At 67.6% G+C, this 18,988-nt stretch carries 20 protein-coding genes and 1 pseudogene; 9 read left to right on the plus strand and 12 right to left on the minus strand.

Going from position 1 to position 18,988, the window contains the following annotated elements; translation table 11 throughout:
- The first annotated feature begins 78 nt into the window (after window positions 1-78).
- Both DEJ30_RS10140 and DEJ30_RS10145 read left to right on the plus strand, forming a co-directional pair.
- Window positions 79-1,041, plus strand: a complete 963-nt coding sequence (locus DEJ30_RS10140; protein WP_110861018.1) for a putative oxygenase MesX — start codon at window positions 79-81, stop codon at window positions 1,039-1,041.
- Between the two features lie 32 nt (window positions 1,042-1,073).
- Window positions 1,074-2,123, plus strand: a complete 1,050-nt coding sequence (locus DEJ30_RS10145; RefSeq protein ID WP_110861020.1) for a methionine synthase — start codon at window positions 1,074-1,076, stop codon at window positions 2,121-2,123.
- Window positions 2,124-2,752: 629 nt separating this feature from the next.
- Here the strand turns inward: DEJ30_RS10145 and DEJ30_RS10150 are convergent.
- From DEJ30_RS10150 to DEJ30_RS10160, 3 genes are read right to left on the minus strand one after another with little or no spacing between them, the layout of a single operon-like run.
- Window positions 2,753-3,613 carry a serine hydrolase gene (locus DEJ30_RS10150; protein WP_258369893.1) on the minus strand — a complete coding sequence of 287 codons (861 nt, stop codon included), beginning with the start codon at window positions 3,611-3,613 and terminating at the stop codon, window positions 2,753-2,755.
- On the minus strand, window positions 3,613-3,852 hold the full coding sequence (locus DEJ30_RS10155; RefSeq protein WP_110861024.1) for a PLD nuclease N-terminal domain-containing protein: 240 nt from the start codon (window positions 3,850-3,852) through the stop codon (window positions 3,613-3,615). The genes DEJ30_RS10150 and DEJ30_RS10155 overlap by 1 nt, the downstream gene beginning before the upstream one ends.
- 32 nt (window positions 3,853-3,884) lie before the next feature.
- Complete coding sequence (locus tag DEJ30_RS10160; RefSeq protein WP_111090978.1) at window positions 3,885-4,634, minus strand: hypothetical protein; 750 nt, start codon at window positions 4,632-4,634, stop codon at window positions 3,885-3,887.
- 159 nt (window positions 4,635-4,793) lie between these two features.
- Here DEJ30_RS10160 and DEJ30_RS10165 point away from each other — a divergent pair.
- Window positions 4,794-5,368: pseudogene (locus DEJ30_RS10165) on the plus strand (methionine synthase); the annotation flags it as partial.
- A gap of 129 nt (window positions 5,369-5,497) precedes the next feature.
- Here the strand turns inward: DEJ30_RS10165 and DEJ30_RS10170 are convergent.
- From DEJ30_RS10170 to DEJ30_RS10185, 4 genes are all read right to left on the minus strand, one after another.
- On the minus strand, window positions 5,498-5,995 hold the full coding sequence (locus DEJ30_RS10170) for a hypothetical protein (protein ID WP_110861037.1): 498 nt from the start codon (window positions 5,993-5,995) through the stop codon (window positions 5,498-5,500).
- Between the two features lie 55 nt (window positions 5,996-6,050).
- The gene (locus DEJ30_RS10175; protein ID WP_146238552.1) at window positions 6,051-6,647 is read right to left on the minus strand and encodes a hypothetical protein; all 597 of its coding nucleotides are present in this window, start codon (window positions 6,645-6,647) and stop codon (window positions 6,051-6,053) included.
- A 107-nt stretch (window positions 6,648-6,754) separates the two neighbouring features.
- Complete coding sequence (locus DEJ30_RS10180; RefSeq protein ID WP_181420089.1) at window positions 6,755-7,975, minus strand: alpha/beta hydrolase; 1,221 nt, start codon at window positions 7,973-7,975, stop codon at window positions 6,755-6,757.
- 133 nt (window positions 7,976-8,108) lie between these two features.
- On the minus strand, window positions 8,109-8,681 hold the full coding sequence (locus DEJ30_RS10185) for a hypothetical protein (RefSeq protein ID WP_110861044.1): 573 nt from the start codon (window positions 8,679-8,681) through the stop codon (window positions 8,109-8,111).
- A gap of 495 nt (window positions 8,682-9,176) precedes the next feature.
- On the opposite strand from DEJ30_RS10185, the gene DEJ30_RS10190 reads away from it, so the two are divergent.
- Both DEJ30_RS10190 and DEJ30_RS10195 read left to right on the plus strand, forming a co-directional pair.
- A complete protein-coding gene (locus DEJ30_RS10190) occupies window positions 9,177-9,386 on the plus strand; it encodes a hypothetical protein (protein WP_146238553.1) in 210 nt (69 codons plus the stop codon).
- An 8-nt stretch (window positions 9,387-9,394) separates the two neighbouring features.
- Window positions 9,395-9,820, plus strand: a complete 426-nt coding sequence (locus DEJ30_RS10195) for a hypothetical protein (protein WP_110861048.1) — start codon at window positions 9,395-9,397, stop codon at window positions 9,818-9,820.
- A 736-nt stretch (window positions 9,821-10,556) separates the two neighbouring features.
- Here the strand turns inward: DEJ30_RS10195 and nrdF are convergent.
- The 4 genes from nrdF to nrdH all read right to left on the minus strand — a co-directional run bounded on the left by nrdF (window position 10,557) and on the right by nrdH (window position 14,505).
- Window positions 10,557-11,531, minus strand: a complete 975-nt coding sequence (nrdF, locus tag DEJ30_RS10200; RefSeq protein ID WP_017886894.1) for a class 1b ribonucleoside-diphosphate reductase subunit beta — start codon at window positions 11,529-11,531, stop codon at window positions 10,557-10,559.
- A gap of 90 nt (window positions 11,532-11,621) precedes the next feature.
- Entirely contained in the window at window positions 11,622-13,727 is a 2,106-nt protein-coding gene (gene nrdE, locus DEJ30_RS10205) for a class 1b ribonucleoside-diphosphate reductase subunit alpha (protein WP_110861050.1), read from the minus strand.
- A gap of 17 nt (window positions 13,728-13,744) precedes the next feature.
- Entirely contained in the window at window positions 13,745-14,161 is a 417-nt protein-coding gene (gene nrdI / locus DEJ30_RS10210) for a class Ib ribonucleoside-diphosphate reductase assembly flavoprotein NrdI (protein WP_027465945.1), read from the minus strand.
- A 110-nt stretch (window positions 14,162-14,271) separates the two neighbouring features.
- Window positions 14,272-14,505 carry a glutaredoxin-like protein NrdH gene (nrdH, locus tag DEJ30_RS10215; RefSeq protein ID WP_017886897.1) on the minus strand — a complete coding sequence of 78 codons (234 nt, stop codon included), beginning with the start codon at window positions 14,503-14,505 and terminating at the stop codon, window positions 14,272-14,274.
- 355 nt (window positions 14,506-14,860) lie between these two features.
- Between nrdH and DEJ30_RS10220 the strand changes: the two genes are divergently transcribed.
- Together DEJ30_RS10220 and DEJ30_RS10225 are read left to right on the plus strand one after the other, a co-directional pair.
- Window positions 14,861-16,066 (plus strand): MFS transporter, encoded by a 1,206-nt coding sequence (locus tag DEJ30_RS10220; protein WP_110861052.1) that lies wholly within the window; start codon window positions 14,861-14,863, stop codon window positions 16,064-16,066.
- A 190-nt stretch (window positions 16,067-16,256) separates the two neighbouring features.
- Complete coding sequence (locus DEJ30_RS10225) at window positions 16,257-17,075, plus strand: aldo/keto reductase (protein WP_110861054.1); 819 nt, start codon at window positions 16,257-16,259, stop codon at window positions 17,073-17,075.
- Between the two features lie 5 nt (window positions 17,076-17,080).
- Here DEJ30_RS10225 and DEJ30_RS10230 read toward each other — a convergent pair whose 3' ends face one another.
- Window positions 17,081-17,419 (minus strand): hypothetical protein, encoded by a 339-nt coding sequence (locus DEJ30_RS10230; protein WP_110861056.1) that lies wholly within the window; start codon window positions 17,417-17,419, stop codon window positions 17,081-17,083.
- A gap of 117 nt (window positions 17,420-17,536) precedes the next feature.
- On the opposite strand from DEJ30_RS10230, the gene DEJ30_RS10235 reads away from it, so the two are divergent.
- Together DEJ30_RS10235 and DEJ30_RS10240 are read left to right on the plus strand one after the other, a co-directional pair.
- Window positions 17,537-18,385: a LysM peptidoglycan-binding domain-containing protein gene (locus tag DEJ30_RS10235; protein ID WP_146238554.1), complete on the plus strand. Its 849-nt coding sequence runs from the start codon at window positions 17,537-17,539 to the stop codon at window positions 18,383-18,385.
- Window positions 18,386-18,448: 63 nt separating this feature from the next.
- Window positions 18,449-18,970 (plus strand): ribonuclease H, encoded by a 522-nt coding sequence (locus DEJ30_RS10240; RefSeq protein WP_110861060.1) that lies wholly within the window; start codon window positions 18,449-18,451, stop codon window positions 18,968-18,970.
- The last annotated feature ends 18 nt before the right edge of the window (window positions 18,971-18,988 follow it).

Consider the following 18,988-nt stretch of genomic DNA (forward strand, 5'->3'; position numbering starts at 1 on the left):
GATGGCCCGGGTATCCCGCCATGATCGAGGCACCCCTTCCCCAGCACCCACGGGCGCTCGACGAACAGATTGCCGACCATGGCGAACGACCTCACCTTCAGCATCACCAGGACCCGCTTCGACGAGGACTACTCCCCCGCCGACAGCTCCCGGCTGACCACGAACTTCGCCAACCTGGCACGCGGCGAGCACCGTCAGGAGAACCTCCGTGCTGCGCTGACGATGATCGACGGGCGCGCGAACGAGCTGGCCGCGGCGCACGACCGCTACCGTCTGCAGCTCGACATCGTCTCGGTGGCGCTGGAGTTCTCAGACAGCGGGTCGGACGCGGAGTTCCCGCTGCTCGAGATGCTCGACGTCACGATCCTCGACCAGCACACCGGCGAGCGCCACCAGGGAATCCTCGGCAACAACTTCTCGTCGTACCTGCGCGACTACGACTTCTCCGTCCTGCTGCCCTCGGCGTCGTCCGGCATCCCGTCCGACTTCGGACAGCTGCACGGGGCGCTCTTCCAGCGCTTCCTGGAGTCAGACGTGTTCGGGTCGCAGTTCGGTGCCGAGCCAGTCGTCTGCATCAGCGTCTCGACGAGCCAGACCTACCGCCGGAACGGGTACGTCCACCCGGTGCTCGGCGCCGAGTACGAGCACGAGCACTCCTCGCTCACCGACGACTACTTCGGCCGGATGGGCATGCGGGTCCGGTACTTCCAGCCCGCCGGAGCGGCTGCCCCGCTCGCGTTCTACACGCGCGGCGACCTGACCGGCGACTACACGGACCTCCAGCTCATCGGCACGATCGCCACCATGGAGACGTTCCAGAAGATCTACCGCCCGGAGATCTACGCCGCGAACGCCCCGGCCGGGAGCACCTACCGCCCCACCCTCGACCACACCGACTTCACGCCCACCCCGGTCACCTACGACCGTGAGGAGCGCAGTCGCCTCGGGATCACGCAGGGCCGGTGGACCGAGGAGCACCTTGTGACGCCGCACCACGCGCTCCTCTCGCGCTTCGCTGCCGACGCCGCCGTTTCCCTCTGACCTCGCTCCCTCCTGACAGGACCCGCACCCGCATGACGTCCCTCCTCCCCACCTCGATCGTCGGCAGCCTGCCGAAACCGTCCTGGCTCGCCGAGCCCGGACAGCTCTGGTCCCCCTGGAACCTGCAGGGGGCAGCGCTCACCGAGGGCAAGCAGGACGCACTCCGCTCCGCCGTCCACGAGCAGGAGCGCCGTGGCATCGACATCGTCAGTGACGGCGAGCAGACCCGCCAGCACTTCGTCACGACGTTCATCGAGCACCTGGACGGCGTCGACCTCGAGCGCAAGGAGACCGTCCGCATCCGCGACCGCTACGACGCGGCCGTCCCGACCGTGGTCGGTGCCGTGAGCCGCCGGGCGCCCGTGTTCGTGGACGACGCTCGCTTCCTGCGCGCACAGACCGACCGGCCGATCAAGTGGGCGCTCCCCGGCCCGATGACGATGATCGACACGCTCTCCGACCAGCACTACAAGAGCCGTGAGAAGCTGGCGTGGGAGTTCGCCACGATCCTCAACCAGGAAGCTCGCGAGCTCGAAGCCGCCGGCGTCGACATCATCCAGTTCGACGAGCCCGCCTTCACCGTCTTCCACGACGAGGTGCAGGACTGGGGCGTGGCCGCGCTCGAACGCGCAGCCGAGGGCCTGCGCGCCGAGACCGCCGTGCACATCTGTTACGGCTACGGCATCGAGGCGAACAACAAGTGGAAGGAGACGCTCGGGGCGGAGTGGCGGCAGTACGAGCAGTCCTTCCCGCTCCTGCAGCAGTCGTCCATCGACATCGTCTCGCTCGAGTGCATCCACTCCCACGTCCCCCTCGAACTCGTCGAGCTGATCCGCGGCAAGAAGGTCATGCTCGGGGCGATCGACGTCGCGACCGAGACCGTGGAGACGCCGGAGGAGGTCGCGGAGGTGCTGCGTCGGGCGCTCGAGTTCGTCGATGCCGACAAGCTCATCCCGAGCTCCAACTGCGGGATGGCGCCCCTGGCGCGGGGTGCGGCGCTGAACAAGCTCGGCGCGCTGTCCGCTGGTGCGGACATCGTGCGGGCCGAGCTCGCTCGCGTGGCGGTGCCGTCGGCCCGCTGATCGCCGCGAAACACCACGGCGGCTCTCTTCCGATCGGAAGAGAGCCGCCGTTCGTGTTGCGTCCGCCGCGTGCGCGGCTCTCGACCCGGCCTGGAGGCACGGCTGCCGTCCGGCTGCGAGGTTGCGTTCGTAACGCCCTCGCCCTTTACCGCCCCTCGACCCCGGTGACTGCCTCAGCGATCCGCTTTCAGTCCCTCGTCGGGGAAGCAGCCAGTACGGAACAACGGCCCATGCGGGCGCCGCCGCGAGAAGCCACCAAGCAGTAGGACTCAACGTCGAAGACGCCAATCCCACGATGATCAGCCAGCTCATCGCGAGAGCCGCGACGAACCCTGCGGTGACCGCGCACGAGATGCGACCTCTGCGCCGATCTCGAGCAAAAGCGGAGCCGACCGCCGCCACGAGGCACAGCGCCTGTATCGCCGCGAGCAGGATCGCGGTTCCCAACGGTGTTCCGTACCCGCTCGGGCTGCCGTCGGGGCCGAACGTCGTGGCGATCCGTTCGGGTAGTCGATCCCACCAGGCGCTGGTGAGCGCAACCTCGACGACGACGGGGAACGCGGCAACGACGGCAGCGAAGATCCCCGCTCGCCTGCGTCGGCCGCGGGCGTTGGCCATCGGTTCGTTCATCAGCCGTTGCATGTCTCCCGCGCTTCCCGCTCGATGAGCGCCGTGGCGATCGCGTCGGCCGCGCGTGGGGCCTTCGCGAGCGTGTGCACCACCGCGGTGATCCCTGCCGCGTTGGCGATGACCGCTCCTCCCGCTCGCACTTCTCCGTTGATCCAGATCGATGCTCCTTCCCGCTGCCAGCTCACCGCGCGGGAGTGCCCTGCTCCGGGTTCGAGCGCCCAATCGGCGTAGCGACAGAGATCGTCGAACGTCGACCAGACGCCGCCTGCCGCCGCGAACGACGATTCTCCGAGCGCCCACGGCTTGATCGCGCGACCGAAGAGCTTCGGCACCACCCGGTCTGCTGGAGCTGGCACGAGGACCGCCGAGCTGATCCCCGCCGGCTCGAGGACGTGCTGGCGTACAGCGGCGAACCAGTCGCCGTGTACCTCGTCGAGTACCGCACCGAGGAGGGCGTACCCCAGGTTCGAGTACACGAACTGGCCTCGGGGCGTGGCCGGTATCGCAGCCGTCAAATCCAGAGGAACCCCGACAGACACTCGGTACGGGTCGCCGAAGAGGCGGTCGCGCATCATGGCCGGAAGCCGGGGCAGACCGGAGGTGTGGTGGACGAGGTCAGCAACGGTCATCTCGGCAGCGGGCACACCGGGGAGGTAGTGCACGACCGGCCGCTCGACCTCGAGTGTGACCCAGGCCGTCGTGCCCACGAGTCCCTTCGTGATGCTCCCCCACTCGAGCATCGAGGCGGTGTCGTACGGCCCTCGGGACTCACGGACCGTTCGCCAGCCGTCAGCCGCGCGAAGACTCGCGCGCCAGTGTCCAGATGGCGTCCGTGAATCTCGCGCGACGGCTCCGACCACTACGAGCCGAACCCATCACCGTTGACTTCGGTCGACCGCTCGCGGCGCCGTGCTACGAACCACGTTGCCGGCCCGATGATCGGGATGAAGAGGACGACGAGGGTCCATGCGATCAAGCGACGGCCGGAGGTCGACCCGGATCGCATCAGCGAGATGAACGCTGCGAGTGCGAGGAACAGAGCGACGAGTGACACGGTCATCAGCACTCCGTCGAGCGCTGTCGGAACGAGCGGGTTCATGGTCTATTCCTCCGTCCAAGACGTCAATTCGTTCACTCCCAGCGGTTGTAGGTGATCGCGCCGTTGCCCTTGGCGCTGAGCCGCTGGACCGCGGAGTACGTGCTCCACGCAATCGTTCCCCATGGGGTCGGCACGCCACGCTTCACGACGACCTTGCACTTCGCGGTGGCCTGTCCGCCACTGATGTAGCCGCTGCTCTTGGAGGTCGTCACCTGAGTGAACGGCTGCACGTTCCTGACGACCGTGCACGAGTATCCGAGCATCTTCCTCGCCGTAGTACCGCTGTACTCGTACGACATCGAAACCTTCGTCTCGGTGAGCCTGATTCCAGCGAAGGCGAACCACTGTGTGCCCCAGGACGACCGCGATGCCGCCCTGGTCCCCACCCCGACGCCATCCTCGCTTCGCTCGGCCCCCGACGATTCCACCTCACCCCACTCGAAGTCCCCGCTCGTGCGAACGGTCGCCGGGCCAAGCACTCTCTCGTCGGAGGCGGCAGTTGCGGCAGACGCAACAGCCGGATCCAAGAAGTACGAGGCGAGCTCGTGTCGCTGTTCAGCGTTGAGGTGGTCGAAGGCCGCGACGTCAGACGAGGCTCCGGAAGCAACGAGGTCGGCGCGGATAGCCGACAACACTGCAGACGGCGTTCGCGGAGCGGCAACGTCACCGGCGGCGGGCGGTGCGGCCGCGGCGTTGGCTGGCGCGGCACCAATGATGGAGGTGGCGACGACGGCGCACACTGCGCCGATCGAGACGATCCGCCCGTAGGTCGACTGCTTCATGAAACTTCCCCTCACTCTCCGGCCCCAACGCCGGGTCTCGTCGTCGGCGGCGTTGCCGACAATGAGCAGTCAACTCACCAATACATCAGATATTCAACTTCAGAAGTGACCCGGGCGTGTCGTCTCCGGACTCAGCGAGAGGGCCTGCGGAGGTGGACGATCTGCAACCACGAAGCGCGCGAGCTCCAGGACGCGGGCGTCGACATCATCCAGTTCGACGAGCCCGCCTTCACCGTCTTCCACGACGAGGTGCAGGACTGGGGCGTGGCCGCGCTCGAGCGCGCCACCGAAGGACTCCACGCTGAGACCGCCGTGCACATCTGTTACGGCTACGGCATCGAGGCGAACAACAAGTGGAAGGAAACGCTCGGCGCCGAGTGGCGGCAGTACGAGCAGTCCTTCCCGCTCCTGCAGCAGTCGTCCATCGACATCGTCTCGCTGGAGTGCATCCACTCAAACGTCCCGCTCGAGCTCGTCGAGCTGATCCGTGGGAAGAAGGTCATGCTCGGGCCATCGACGTCGCGACCGAGACCGTGGAGACCCCGGAAGAGGTCGCGGAGGCGCTGCGGCGGGCGCTCGAGTACGTCGATGCCGACAAGCTCATCCCCAGTTCGAACTGCGGGATGGCTCCCCTGGCGCGGGGTGCAGCGCTGGACAAGCTCAGTGCGCTGTCCGCTGGGGCGGACATCGTGCGGGCCGAGCTCGCTCGCGTGGCGGTGCCGGCTGCGCGCTAGCGTCCCGGTCCGACCGGACGGCTCGCCTCGGCAACGGGGCGGGCCGTCTTCCATGTCGCGCCCGGCAGGGGCTCGCGTCGCGGGCAGGTCTGGAGGCGCGGCTCGGTTCCGGTGGTCAGGTTGCGGTCGTCACTCCTGACTGTCGAGGCTCATCTTCTCGAAGTCCCCCGCGACGCACTGCGAGCTGCCGTCGATCGTGTACCCGCGGGGATCCGCGCGGAAGTCGGAGGAGCTCACCGGACCGCCCCTGCCCCGGACGCCGAGGATCGGGTCCTCGCCGCCGGTCTGGTACCGCTCGGTCGTGACCCCGAGTTCCTTCCAGTGCTGTTCCACCGCCTTGACGTCGGCCTTCGGGTCAGCGCTCGCGGAGCGGACCATGGCGTAGACGTACTGGACGCCCCCTTGCCCCAGACCCCGGCCGCACTTCCCGAGCCCCGGACCGTCGCTTACTTCCCAGCCGTCCCCCACCACGTCGGTCGAGCCCTCGACGAACGTGGCGATGGACTCCTTCGCCTGCTCGGGAGTCTTCCCGATGCCGGCGCTGCAGCCGGAGAGGACGACCACCATGAGCAGTGCGGCTGCGGTCGCTCGGCGGCCGGTGACGGCCCTCCACCGAGTGAGTGCCACGCGGGAGTTCCTCGCAGACCGGTCGGCGTCTGCGAGGCGCACCCTCGTCCGGAGATCAGCGCTGCCGGACAGGATCGCTCCACTTCGGGAACGGCTCCGAGACACCCGGCTCGGATTCATCGGGGAAGTCGGCGGGGTCGCGCAGTGCGATCGCCTTGATGAGCTCCGGAGCATCGTGTGCCCAGAACGCCTCGCTGTACACCCCGAGCGAGTACTGCCCGTTCGGCCGCACGTTCCAGGTCACCCACCATCCGTCACTGGTGTCGGCCCGCACCTCGTGATCCGTACCGACCTTCGCGCTGCTCCAGCGCCACCCTTCTTCATCGAAGTAGCGCTGCATCGGATCGAGGTCCTCCACCGCGCCGGTCGCACCCTCCGGTTCGATGATCCGTACGGCTCGGAACGCGTAGGAGTTCTCGTCGGTCGCACCCTCCGGCGCCTTGCCGAACGCGTCGTCGCCTGCGGGCAGAGGACGGACGTCTCCGCCGTTCCAGTACCACGTGCCGTCCGAGATCTGTCGTTGTGCGGCTGCGAGCACGGCCTGCCCGTGCTCGTACCGCTCGCCAGCCAGCTCGAACTCGTCCTGCAACGAGAGATCGGCTACCTGCGCCTGAGTCTTGCCTGCTGCGTCTTGCGCGTCCTGTCCGGTCACGTCGCCTCCTCTGCTTGCGCCGCCTGAGACGCATCCGGTCGTCGCGAGCACCACGGCCGCGAGCATGGTCACGATCGCGCCGCGCAGTCGGGGACGAATCTTGACTCTCATGGCCCCATCTTCCCGTCTGCGACGATCTGCGCCAGCGTGCGGAGCGTGGTCGAGTCATTCGAGAGGTACCCGACGTCGTCCGAATCGGAGTCGTGCCACATGTCGTGGCCCGTCACCCCTCTCGTACCCTCGGCTGCTTCCGAGGAGAACTCCTGCACGCCGTCGAACCCGAGCGGATCTGCCCGGGTCGCCACGCCCAGCCATTGACCGACCGGCGCGAACGGATCGTCCTTCGCGGCCGTCACGTACACGTTCGCGGCGTGGACGTCGTCGATCTCGGTCCCGCGCGGGAAGCCGACGGACCCGTACGACACGAACGAGTCGACCTGGTGTTCCGTCAACTGAAGCCCCTGCACCGCGGTGGTGGAGCCGTACGAGTGCGCTGCAACCGTGAAGGTGTCGGGGCCACCGTCCGACCTGCTGTCGAAGACACCGTCCACGAAGGAGGCCAGTTGGCCTGCGCCGGATTCCGATCGGTCGGGTGCGCCCACCTCCGCCGGGTTCGGCGCGTGGTAGCCAACCCAGGAAACGACGGCGTAGGTCTGCGATCGGTCATCGCTGTGCGCCTGGCGCAACAATCCCTCGGCGGCCACGACGCGCTCGCCCATGCCAGCCACGTCCGAGTTCATCCCCGGCACGTTCACCGTCACGTTCTTCGCCTTGTCGAGGTTCCCAAGCGACACGGCGGCGACCAGCGCACCGTCGTGCTCCCCGAATCCAACGAGTTGCGCCGTCTTGGACGCCGCAGGGCCGGGGAGTGTCTCAGCGCTGAGGTCGGCCGCGTCGACGGCCTCCTGCAGCGCGTTGACCTGTTCCTCGAAGTCCGACCGGCCGATGCGCTTCTCGCCGAAGCCCATGAGCGTGTACACGCGCTCCGGATCCCGCACCGCCGCTGCAAGCACGGCTCGTGACGCGATGTCGCGCTTCGCAGCAGGGATGCCGTCGAGGTTTGCGAGCAGGTACTGCGTCGCCAACGGCAAGGACTCGATGTACTCGTCCGTCTGCGGGACCTTCGCCCAAGCCGCGGCGACCTCGGCAGGGGTCAGACCCGGCCGGAGCAGCTCGGACAGCGCTGGCGACGCGGTCACCGTCGCCACGGCGTCGAGCGTCAGGTCCGGGAGAGCGCCGCCGCCAGCGCGGTCGAAGGCGTTCGCGATGCCTTCGATCCAGCTCGCCTCCAGGGCGTTCTCGGCCATCAGCTGGTCGAACCCCGCCACGACTGTCGAACCCTGGACCGGCACCCACGAGCAAGCCGAGCAGAAGCGGGTCCAGGCGTTCTTCACCCGGATCAGGTGCTGCCCAGCGCTGCCGTCGGCCGCTCTGCTGGCCCCGACGAACGTCAGGAGCGCATCAGGATCCGCGGAGGACGTGCTTCCCGAGCTCCCGCCAGCCGTGCGCGGGCGCGCCCTCGGCAGGAACGTTGCCGTGACCGGGGGTCGGGTGCACAGCCGTGTCATCCGGACGTCGGTCGATCACGCCGTCGATGTAGGCCGACGCCACAGCGAGCGGATCCCCGGACGCGCGACGCTGCTCACGCTCCTCCTCACGCGCACTCCAATCGCGCGATTCCCGGAGTCGGCGCCGCTCGGATTCAGCCTCGCGTTTCGCCCGATCGATCGATGTCTTGAGGTCAGCGAAGACACCGGCGAGACGCTGCGTGTCCTCCGACCGGATCGTGCTGTCGGTCGTGAAGAGCGTCGCGTAGCTGCCGCGGAAGTCCCGAACCGCCGCCTCGACTCGCACCCGATCCGCCATAGCCTGCGACCGCAGGTCCCCGGAAGCCCCCTCCGCAGCAGCGATGAGGGCATCTGCTGCCCCGTCATCGAACACAATCGTCACGCACACCCCCGTGTGGACCGCAATCTGTTCTACGACACTACTGGACGGCCGATGACCCTGCGCAACCAGGCGGTCGACGGGCATCGCGGATCCTCGTCGGACCTCGCGGCAATCCGGAGGTGCGATGGGCCAGTTCAGCGACGGTCGTCTGAGGATCGGACCCGCCCGGGAGGGAGCGTACGACCGGCCGATCCAGTTCCAGCGAGAGCGCAGCCGTCGTCCGGTGAGCCCCTTCGTGATGCTTCCCCTCTCGGGCAGCCATCTCTCGACGTTCAGTCGAGTCGGCTCGCGGCCGGTCCCCAGCCATCAGCGTCGGGACGCTCGCTCGCCACCGAGCGTCCGGAATGTTGCCGTTCATGCTCCAGGGCGTTAGCGTCGTCACCATGCCCGGAGCCATGGTGTCCGCACTCGCCCTCGAGATCGGCGGATCGGTCCTCGTGATGTGGTTGACGTGGCGAGCTGCGACCGGGCAGCTCGGCCGGAACGACCTCGCCGGCGTCCGGACGCGCCACGATGTCCAGCGACGACGCCTGGCGGACCGGGCACCGAGCGGCGCTGCCTCCGACGCTGATCTCGGGCGTGATCACCGTCCTCTGGTGCGCGGTGTGCATCCTCGTGCCCGCGCTCCGCACCCCCGCCCCGGTGATCGTCGCGTCGGTCATCTTCGTGGGCGGCGCAGCCCTCTCCGTTCCTGCTGCCCACCTCGCGGTACGCCGAGCGGCGCTCGAGGATCAGACCGGTCACGAGGACGCGCAGACTGACTCACCGGCGTCAGGCCGAGGGCGTTGACTGCACACATGATCACGAAGGACCAGATCCACGAAGTGGAGCACGCGACCGTCCGAGACCGCGACGGCGCGTCGGTAGGCAAGGTCGCGCAGGTGTTCCCCTCCGACGAGCACGGCAGCGCCGCGTTCGTCAGCGTCACGACCGGACTCCGCGGGGGTCACACCACGCTCGTCCCGGTCGAGGACGCCACCTTCGACGGCACGGACCTGCACGTCGGGTACACGAAGAGCGCGGTCAAGGGTGCGCCGTCCGCCGGAGCCGGGAACACCTTGTCCGTCACCGAGGCGAACGCCGTCCGCAAGCACTTCGGGTTGTCCCCCGCGGGCAAGGCGACCGGTGACATGGGCGACCCGCGCGAAAACCTCGACCAGGCCGACACCGGCCCGGCGGGCGCAGACGACACCGAGGGCGCGGGAACGACGCCGCCAGCGTGAGCGGTTGTCGGCCCGCGCCGTCGCGCCCGCTGGAGGCGTGCCTCCAGACCCGGACTGGAGGCACGGCCGCGGCCCGCCCCACCGGTCACGTCGCGGCGGCGTCACCCCGGTGCTTGACGACGCTCAGTTCCAGGGACCGTCCGCGGTCGCGAGGTGCTCTTCGCCGAGCGGAGTGATCGGCAACAGTCAGCGGACTTCACGACGGTCTTCGCTGCGGTCGCCAAGCGTGGTCGTGTGTTGTGCGCCGTGCGCTCGAACGCTAGCGGCGACTTCGCTGGCTCGCGCAGTCTTTCCTGGACACCGAGCATCTGACCGGCTCGACAAACGGACCGAGTTCAACCAGTGGCAAGACCGGAAGACCGAGGATGACGTCAGGGAAGCAGGGACTAGGCCCCACTTCAGACCTATCACGCCGCGCGGAAGGCGGGTGGCGCTGTATGCATACGCCACTTCGCGGCGCCAGGTCTCCGCCGAGCTGTCACTCGTCCGGGAGTCCCATAGGGATCCCAAACTCGGTTGGCGAGACCCCCAGATCCGCCTGAGCCCGACGCACAGCTCTCGGCGATGCCGGCCGCTCGGTTGAGGCTGTTTGGTAAACGCTGCCGGCACGATCAGCAACCCAAGCAACATCCTCTTGTTGCGTTGCAGGCGTCGTCCAGGGGCCTCGGCTTCGAAGCACACGGAAACGCCCCGCCAGGCCGAAGCCAGCGGGGCGTCCCCACGAGTCAGACCAGGGTCAGAAGTCCCAGTCCTCGTCCTCAGTGTTGACGGCCTTGCCGATGACGTACGACGACCCGGACCCCGAGAAGAAGTCGTGGTTCTCGTCCGCGTTCGGCGACAGGGCGGAGAGGATGGCCGGGTTCACGTCCGTGATGTTCTTCGGGAACATCGGCTCGTAGCCCAGGTTCATCAGCGCCTTGTTGGCGTTGTAGTGCAGGAACTTCTTGACGTCCTCGGTCAGACCGACCTCGTCGTAGAGGTCCTGCGTGTACTGCACCTCGTTCTCGTACATCTCGAACAGCAGCGAGAACGTGTAGTCCTTGAGCTCGTCGCGCTCGGCCTGCGTGAGGGTCTCGAGGCCCTTCTGGTACTTGTACCCGATGTAGTACCCGTGGACGGCTTCGTCACGGATGATCAGGCGGATCAGGTCGGCGGTGTTCGTGAGCTTGGCGCGCGACGACCAGTGCATCGGCAGGTAGAAGCCCGAGTAGAACAGGAACGACTCGAGCAGCGTCGAGGCGACCTTGCGCTTCAGCGGGTTGTCGCCCTGGTAGTAGTCCATCACGATGGACGCCTTCTTCTGCAGGTTCGGGTTCTCCTCGGACCAGCGGAAGGCCTCGTCGATCTCACGGGTCGACGCGAGGGTCGAGAAGATCGACGAGTAGGACTTGGCGTGCACCGACTCCATGAACGCGATGTTCGTGTAGACGGCTTCCTCGTGCGGGGTGATCGCGTCGGGGATGAGCGACACGGCGCCGACGGTGCCCTGGATGGTGTCGAGCAGGGTGAGACCGGTGAACACACGCATGGTCAGGGTCTGCTCGGCCGGCGTCAGCGTGTTCCACGACTGCACGTCGTTCGACAGCGGCACCTTCTCGGGCAGCCAGAAGTTGTTGACGAGACGGTTCCAGACCTCGACGTCCTTGTCGTCCTGGATGCGGTTCCAGTTGATGGCCTGGACCCGATCAATGAGCTTCAGCTTCTCGACCAACGTGTGTTCCTTACAGAGATGGTGACTAAGTGACGGACTGGAGGCGCGGTGCGGGTTGGCACCGCGCCTCCAGGGAGCAGAGTGGCAGCTCTACAGCATGCAGCTGACGCAGCCCTCGACCTCCGTGCCCTCCAGCGCGAGCTGGCGGAGACGGATGTAGTAGATCGTCTTGATGCCCTTGCGCCATGCGTAGATCTGCGCCTTGTTGATGTCACGCGTGGTGGCGGTGTCCTTGAAGAACAGCGTCAGGGACAGGCCCTGGTCCACGTGCTGCGTCGCCGCGGCGTACGTGTCGATGATCTTCTCCGGGCCGATCTCGTACGCGTCCTGGTAGTAGTCCAGGTTGTCGTTCGTCATGAACGGCGCCGGGTAGTAGACGCGGCCGAGCTTGCCTTCCTTGCGGATCTCGATCTTCGACGCGATCGGGTGGATCGACGACGTCGAGTGGTTGATGTACGAGATCGAACCGGTCGGCGGGACGGCCTGCAGGTTCTGGTTGTAGATGCCGTGCTCCTGGACGGACGCCTTCAGCGCCTTCCAGTCGTCCTGCGTCGGGATCGTGATGTTCGCGTTGTCGAAGAGCGAGGCAACACGAGCGGTCGCGGGCGTCCACGTCTGGTCGGTGTACTTGTCGAAGAACTCACCCGACGCGTACTTCGAGTCGCGGAAGCCGTCGAAGGTCTCGCCCGTCTCGATCGCGATCTTGTTCGACGCACGAAGGGCGTGGAACAGCACCGTGTAGAAGTAGATGTTCGTGAAGTCGATGCCCTCTTCGGAGCCGTAGTAGACGCGCTCACGAGCGAGGTAGCCGTGCAGGTTCATCTGGCCGAGGCCGATGGCGTGGGACTTGTCGTTGCCGTCCTCGACGGAACGCACCGAGGTGATGTGCGACATCTGCGAGACCGAGGTCAGCCCGCGGATGGCGGTCTCGATGGTCTTGCCGAAGTCCGGCGAGTCCATCGTCAGCGCGATGTTCAGCGAGCCGAGGTTGCAGGAGATGTCCTTGCCGATCTCCTTGTAGGACAGGTCCTCGTTGAAGGTCGTCGGGGTGTTGACCTGCAGGATCTCCGAGCACAGGTTGGACATGTTGATCCGACCCTTGATCGGGTTGGCCTTGTTCACCGTGTCCTCGAACACGATGTACGGGTAGCCCGACTCGAACTGGATCTCGGCGATGGTCGTGAAGAAGTCACGCGCCTTGATCTTCGTCTTCTTGATGCGCGAGTCGTCGACCATCGCGCGGTAGTTCTCGGAGATCGGGACGTCGCCGAAGGGGACGCCGTAGACCTTCTCGACGTCGTACGGCGAGAACAGGTACATGTCCTCGTTGTTCTTCGCGAGCTCGAACGTGATGTCAGGCACGACGACGCCGAGGGACAGCGTCTTGATGCGGATCTTCTCGTCGGCGTTCTCGCGCTTGGTGTCGAGGAACTTCATGATGTCCGGGTGGTGGGCGCTGAGGTAGACCGCGCCGGCACCCTGACGCGCACCGAGCTGGTTCGCGTAGGAGAAGGAGTCTTCCAGCAGCTTCATCACGGGGATGATGCCCGAGGACTGGTTCTCGATCTGCTTGATCGGGGCGCCGGCCTCGCGGATGTTGGAGAGGAGCAGGGCCACGCCGCCGCCGCGCTTCGAGAGCTGCAGCGAGGAGTTGATGCCGCGCGAGATCGACTCCATGTTGTCCTCGATGCGGAGCAGGAAGCAGGAGACGAGCTCGCCGCGCTGTGCCTTCGCCGTGTTGAGGAACGTGGGGGTCGCGGGCTGGAAGCGGCCGGCGACGATCTCTTCGACCAGGTCGATGGCGAGCTGCTCGTTGCCCTGGGCCAGGCCGAGGGCGGTCATGACGACGCGGTCCTCGAAGCGCTCCAGGTACCGCTTGCCGTCGAACGTCTTGAGCGTGTAGCTCGTGTAGTACTTGAACGCGCCGAGGAACGTCTGGAACCGGAACTTCTTCGAGTACGCCAGGTCGTTGAGTCGCTGGATGAAGTCCAGCGAGTACATGTCGATCGTGGCTTTTTCGTAGTACTCGTTCTCGACCAGGTAGTCGAGCCGCTCCTTCAGGTTGTGGAAGAAGACGGTGTTCTGGTTGACGTGCTGCAGGAAGAACTGCTTGGCGGCCTCACGATCCTTGTCGAACTGGATGTTCCCGTCCGCGTCGTAGAGGTTGAGCATCGCGTTGAGGGAGTGGTAGTCCATCCCCGTCTGCGGCGACGTCAGATCGACGTCTGCAACTGCTGCGTCCAAAATGCATCCAATCCTGAGTTGACCGCCGACACGTCGTCAGGGGTCCCGAAGAGTTCAAACCTGTACAGAAGGGGGACGTTGCACTTCTGCGCGATGACGTCCCCTGCGAGGCCGTACGCCTCGCCGAAGTTCGTGTTGCCACCCACCACCACGCCGCGGATGAGCGAGCGGTTGTGGGCGTCGTTGAGGAACTTGATGACCTGCTTGGGGACTGCACCCTCGCCGTTGCCGCCACCGTAGGTGGGCAGGACCAGGACGTAGGGCTCGTCGACGTGCAGGAACGGTTCGCTCGGGTAGAGCGGGATCCGGTCCGCGTCGCGGCCGAGCTTCTCGACGAAGCGCGCGGTGTACCCGGACACGCTCGAGAAGTAGACCAATCGGCTCATGGTGCGCTCCTCTGGAGAAGGTGCGGAACAGGCGGACCGGGGGTGTCCTGCGGGCGATCGCCGGGCCTCCTGAACGGGACCGGGGTGACCGTCCGCAGGACGGAAGGCGACTACGCCAGTTCGGCGCTGAGGGTCGCGATCTTGTCGGGGCGGAAGCCCGACCAGTGGTCGTCGTCCGTGACGACGACGGGGGCCTGCATGTAGCCGAGGCTCTTGACGTGCTCGAGCGCTGCTTCGTCCGTGGAGACGTCGTGCACTTCGTACTCGATGCCCTTGTTGTCGAGGGCCCGGTACGTCGCGGTGCACTGGACGCAGGACGGCTTGGTGTAGACGGTGACGGCCATGTTCTCCCCTGGTTCCTACTGGTTTCTGCTGTGCTGTGGAGGTGGTGCTGATGTCTGTCCGCAGTCGTGTCCGGGAGGGGCCGCTGCGATGCCTCCACACTACATCTAGTGGCTAGCCGCAGCACCGACCACAAGAGGAAGTGTTACAGCCATGTAGTTCTCCACAACGTCCTCCACAGTCTGTGGATTCCCGGGAGGCCCGAGTTTCCGCCAGTCTCCGGCCGACCACCGACACTTCCCCACACCGGTGGACAGTCCCGATCCACATGTGTGGAATCAGCGCATCGGCGTGTCGCGAACCGCCCCTCCCCAGGACGGGGGACAGCCCCGTCCGGCCGGTCCGTACACTCGTCTCGTGAGTACGTACGGGCCCCTCCTGAAGACCCCTGGCGTGGGTCGTGTCATCGCCGCACAGCTCACCGCACGGTTCCCGTTCGGCATGCTGTCGCTGGCGTACCTGCTGCACGTCGAGCACGTGTTCGATTCCTACGGCGCCGCCGGGCTGGTGCTCGCGACGACGAGCATCGGGCAGGCGATCGCCGGGCCGCTGACCAGCCGGTGGATGGGCAGCTGGGGCATGCGCCCCGTCCTCATCCTGACGAGCATCGTCGCGCTCGTGAGCATGGTGGTCATCGCGTTCGTGTACATGCCGCTCTGGGGGTACGTGGTGGTCGGGTTCCTCGGCGGCCTGGCGGTCCCGCCCGTGCAGCCCGCGGTGCGCACCATCTACCCGAAGATGGTGACGTCGGCGCAGCTCACGCCCCTCTTCTCCCTCGACGCCAGCGCGCAGGAGCTCATCTGGGTCGCCGGCCCGGTCATCACCACCTTCGTCGCCACCCAGGTCGGCACGGTCGAGGCGATCGTCGTCGCGATGGTGTTCCTGGTCGTCGGCGGCGCGTGGTTCATCGCCTCCCCCGAGCTCGGCCGCGTCCGCATCCCCCGATCGAAGCGCGCCTTCGGTGTCGTGCTGAAGCGCCCCTCGGTCGTCGTCGCCACCCTGACCGGCCTGCTGCTGATCGGGGCGTGCGCCGCGGTCGAGGCGAGCGTCACCAGCGTCTTCGGCGAGGGCAGCCCGAACGCCGGCATCGTCCTCGCGGTGTTCGCGGTCGGTTCGCTCGCAGGCGGCCTGGCGTTCGGCCACCGCCCGATCTCGCGCAACACCCTGTGGACTCGCATGGCGGTCGTCTTCGTCGGCCTCACCCTGGCGCTCGGCGGCACGGGCTTCTGGTGGCTCTGCCTCGCCCTGGTCATCGCGGGTGTGGGCATCGCACCGGCCCTCGCGGTGATGTTCGGTTCGGTCTCCGCCACCGTCAAGTTCTCCGACACGGCGGAGGCCTACGGCTGGATGGGCACCGGCCAACTGATCGGTGCCGCAGGCGGTTCGGCGATCGCCGGGTTCCTGATCGACGGCAGCGGCCCCGTCGGAGGCTTCACCGTCGGCGCAGTGATGGCCGGGCTGGGCGTGCTGCTCCCCCTGGCGATGCGGAGCTGGCTGCCCGACCTGCGCGGCCGTGACGCCAGCCCGCTCCCCGACACCGAGCCGGTGCACCTGCCGACCTGAGCGGCGGGCTGTTCGGGCGTACCTGGTCGAAACGGGCGTACCTGGTCGAAAGTTCTGACCAGGTACGCCCGTTTCCACTTGCCATCGCGGTCGGTATGGGAAGGAACGTGCGCCCGGCGCACGGGTCGCGTTCTCCACAGATGGCCTGGAGGCCCGGCGCGCGCCCGCCAGGCACCGGCAGGATGGGTGCATGGTCACCTCAGTCCCCCTGCGCGACGGCCGCTCGATCCCCGGGATCGGCTTCGGCGTCTACAAGGTCGACGATGCCGAAGCAGAGACGGCGGTCGGTCTCGCCCTCGACGCCGGCTACCGGCACGTCGACACCGCCGAGATGTACGGCAACGAGACCGGCGTCGGCAACGCGATCCGCGCCTCCAGGGTGGACCGTGACGACGTCTTCGTGACGACCAAGGTGTGGAACGACCACCAGGGGCGCGACACGACCCTGCGGGCGTTCGACGGCAGCCTCGAGCGGCTGGGGCTCGACGCCGTCGACCTCTACCTGATCCACTGGCCGGCCGCCGCGAACGACCGCTTCGTCGAGACCTGGCGTGCGCTGGTGGAACTGCGTGAGTCGGGGCGGGCACGGAGCATCGGTGTCTCGAACTTCCAGGTGCCGCACCTGCAGCGGCTCATCGACGAGACCGGCGAGGTGCCGGCGCTGAACCAGGTCGAACGCCACCCGTGGCTGCCGCAGCGCGAGCTCATCGCGTTCCACGAGCAGCACGACATCGTCACCGGGGCGTGGTCGCCGCTCGGTCGTGGGCGCCTGATCGACGAGCCGGTGCTGACGGGCATCGCCGACGCGCACGGCGTGAGCGTGGCGCAGGTGCTCGTGCGGTGGAACGTGCAGCAAGGCGTCGTGGTGCTGCCGAAGTCGGTCACGCCGTCACGGATCCGGTCGAACCTCGACGTCGACGGCTTCGAGCTCACCGACGACGAGCTCGCGGCGATCGCGACGCTCGAGTCCGGGCAGCGGACGGGCTCCCACCCGGACTCGGTGTCGTAGCCGAGCTAGCCCCGGCGGTCCTCCTCGGACTGCCACGGCAGGTGCAGGTCACCGGGTTCCGGCTCCACGTCGCCGGCGTCGTCCGCACCGCCGGTCCCGGGGGCCGCGATGACCCTGGACGGGTCGATGCCGTCCTCACGCAGGTCGGCGTCGTCGCGTTGCTTCGTCTGGGATGCGTCCATCTCACGCTCGCTCGACGGGCTGTACGACGTGTCGGCTGCCCGCTGCTCGCGGTCGCTGACCCCGTCGACGTCGTCGCTGTGAGCGGCGTCGCGGAGCGCGTCGTTGCGTGCTCGGTCGTCGGACGGCTCGGGGCCGGGGGCGTTCGGGATGCTGTCGCTCATGGTGTTTCCTCCTGCAGCGGACGCTAGTCCTCGGCCCGTGTAACGAGTCCGGCTCGGTCCGCTCCCCGCACTCGATGACGCCCCTCGCGCCCGCTACGCTGCCGACGAGGGGGAACGATGGGACGAACACGGACCGCGACGACCGCGGTGATCGTCTCCGCCCTGGTGGGGCTGCTGCTCACAGGGTGCACGGCGTTCGGCGGCGACGACGCGATCCCGACGCCGACGCGACAGGCGGCCGAACGCACGGCGGAGCCCGCGCCGGATCCGACGCGCGACACCGATCGGGTCGAGACCAAGACCGAGCCCGAGCACGAGCCCGAGCAGGCCCTGCCCGCCGGCACCGTGGCGGCGGAGACCGACGTCGTCTCGCCGAGCGGTGACACGAGCATCCACGTCCGCGTCGTGGCGAACGACAACGGAACCTTCGACGCGCAGCTGTCCCACTACCGGACGACCAATCCACAGCCGATGCGTCTGGAGTTCCGACACCGGCCCGCGAAGCCGCTCGACGGCGAGGACGGCTTGGTACGGGACTTCGTCGAGTGGGACGCCTCGGTTGCTCCTCCGGCCTCGTTCACGATGGGGCAGTCCGGCCCGCGGCCCGACTACCTGCGCAGTGTCGTCCTCGTGCCGGCGACGGTGGCCGACGAGGACTCGACGGCGCGCCCGTGGGCCGGATCGGTGCTCGCCGCCGCTGACCTCACGTGGAAGATCCCGAACCCCTACCCCGACCTCCGGGTCACCGTCGGCAAGGACCGACCGGGCGCCTACGGCATCGTCACCGACGTCGACGGCCGACCGGCGAACTACCTGGTCGCCCACGGCGACGAGCTCTCGACGGTCGCGGAGCGGTTCGGCGTCACGCCGGCGCAGGTGCAGTGGATGAACCCCTACATGGAGCAACGCGCCGACGACTGGCTGCTCGAGGGCAGCACGCTCAACATCGACCCCGCTCGGCGTTGAGCCGAGGGGCCGGGCCGGTCCGTTACGGTTGACCAGCACTCGGCACCACCAGGAGGTCCCATCGTGACGATCGTCGCCGCCGCAGACGGCTCAGCCCTCGGCAACCCCGGCCCCGCCGGCTGGGCCTGGTACGTCGACGACGACCGGTGGGCGGCCGGCGGCTGGCCCCGTGCGACGAACAACATCGGCGAGCTCACCGCCGTCCTGCAGCTGCTCCGCGCCACGAAGGACACCGGTGAGCCGCTGCACATCCTGTGCGACAGCCAGTACGCCATCAAGGCCTGCACCGAGTGGCTCGCCGGCTGGAAGCGCAAGGGCTGGCGGAAGGCCGACGGCAAGCCGGTCCTCAACGTCGAGATCATCAAGGAACTCGACGCCGAACTGCAGGGCCGCAAGGTCACGTTCGAGTGGGTCCGCGGCCACGTCGGTCACGAGATGAACGAAGCTGCCGACGTCCGTGCCCGCGGCGCTGCCACCGCGTTCCAGAACGGCACCGACGTGCCGCACGGTCCGGGCTGGCCGGGAGCCGAAGTCGCGGAGCCGTCCGCGCTGCCCGACGCGACCCCGCCCGCGACCCTCTTCTGACCCTTCCGGGCGGTCAGT

It is taken from the genome of Curtobacterium sp. MCPF17_003 (assembly GCF_003224385.1).
GTDB lineage: Bacteria > Actinomycetota > Actinomycetes > Actinomycetales > Microbacteriaceae > Curtobacterium > Curtobacterium flaccumfaciens.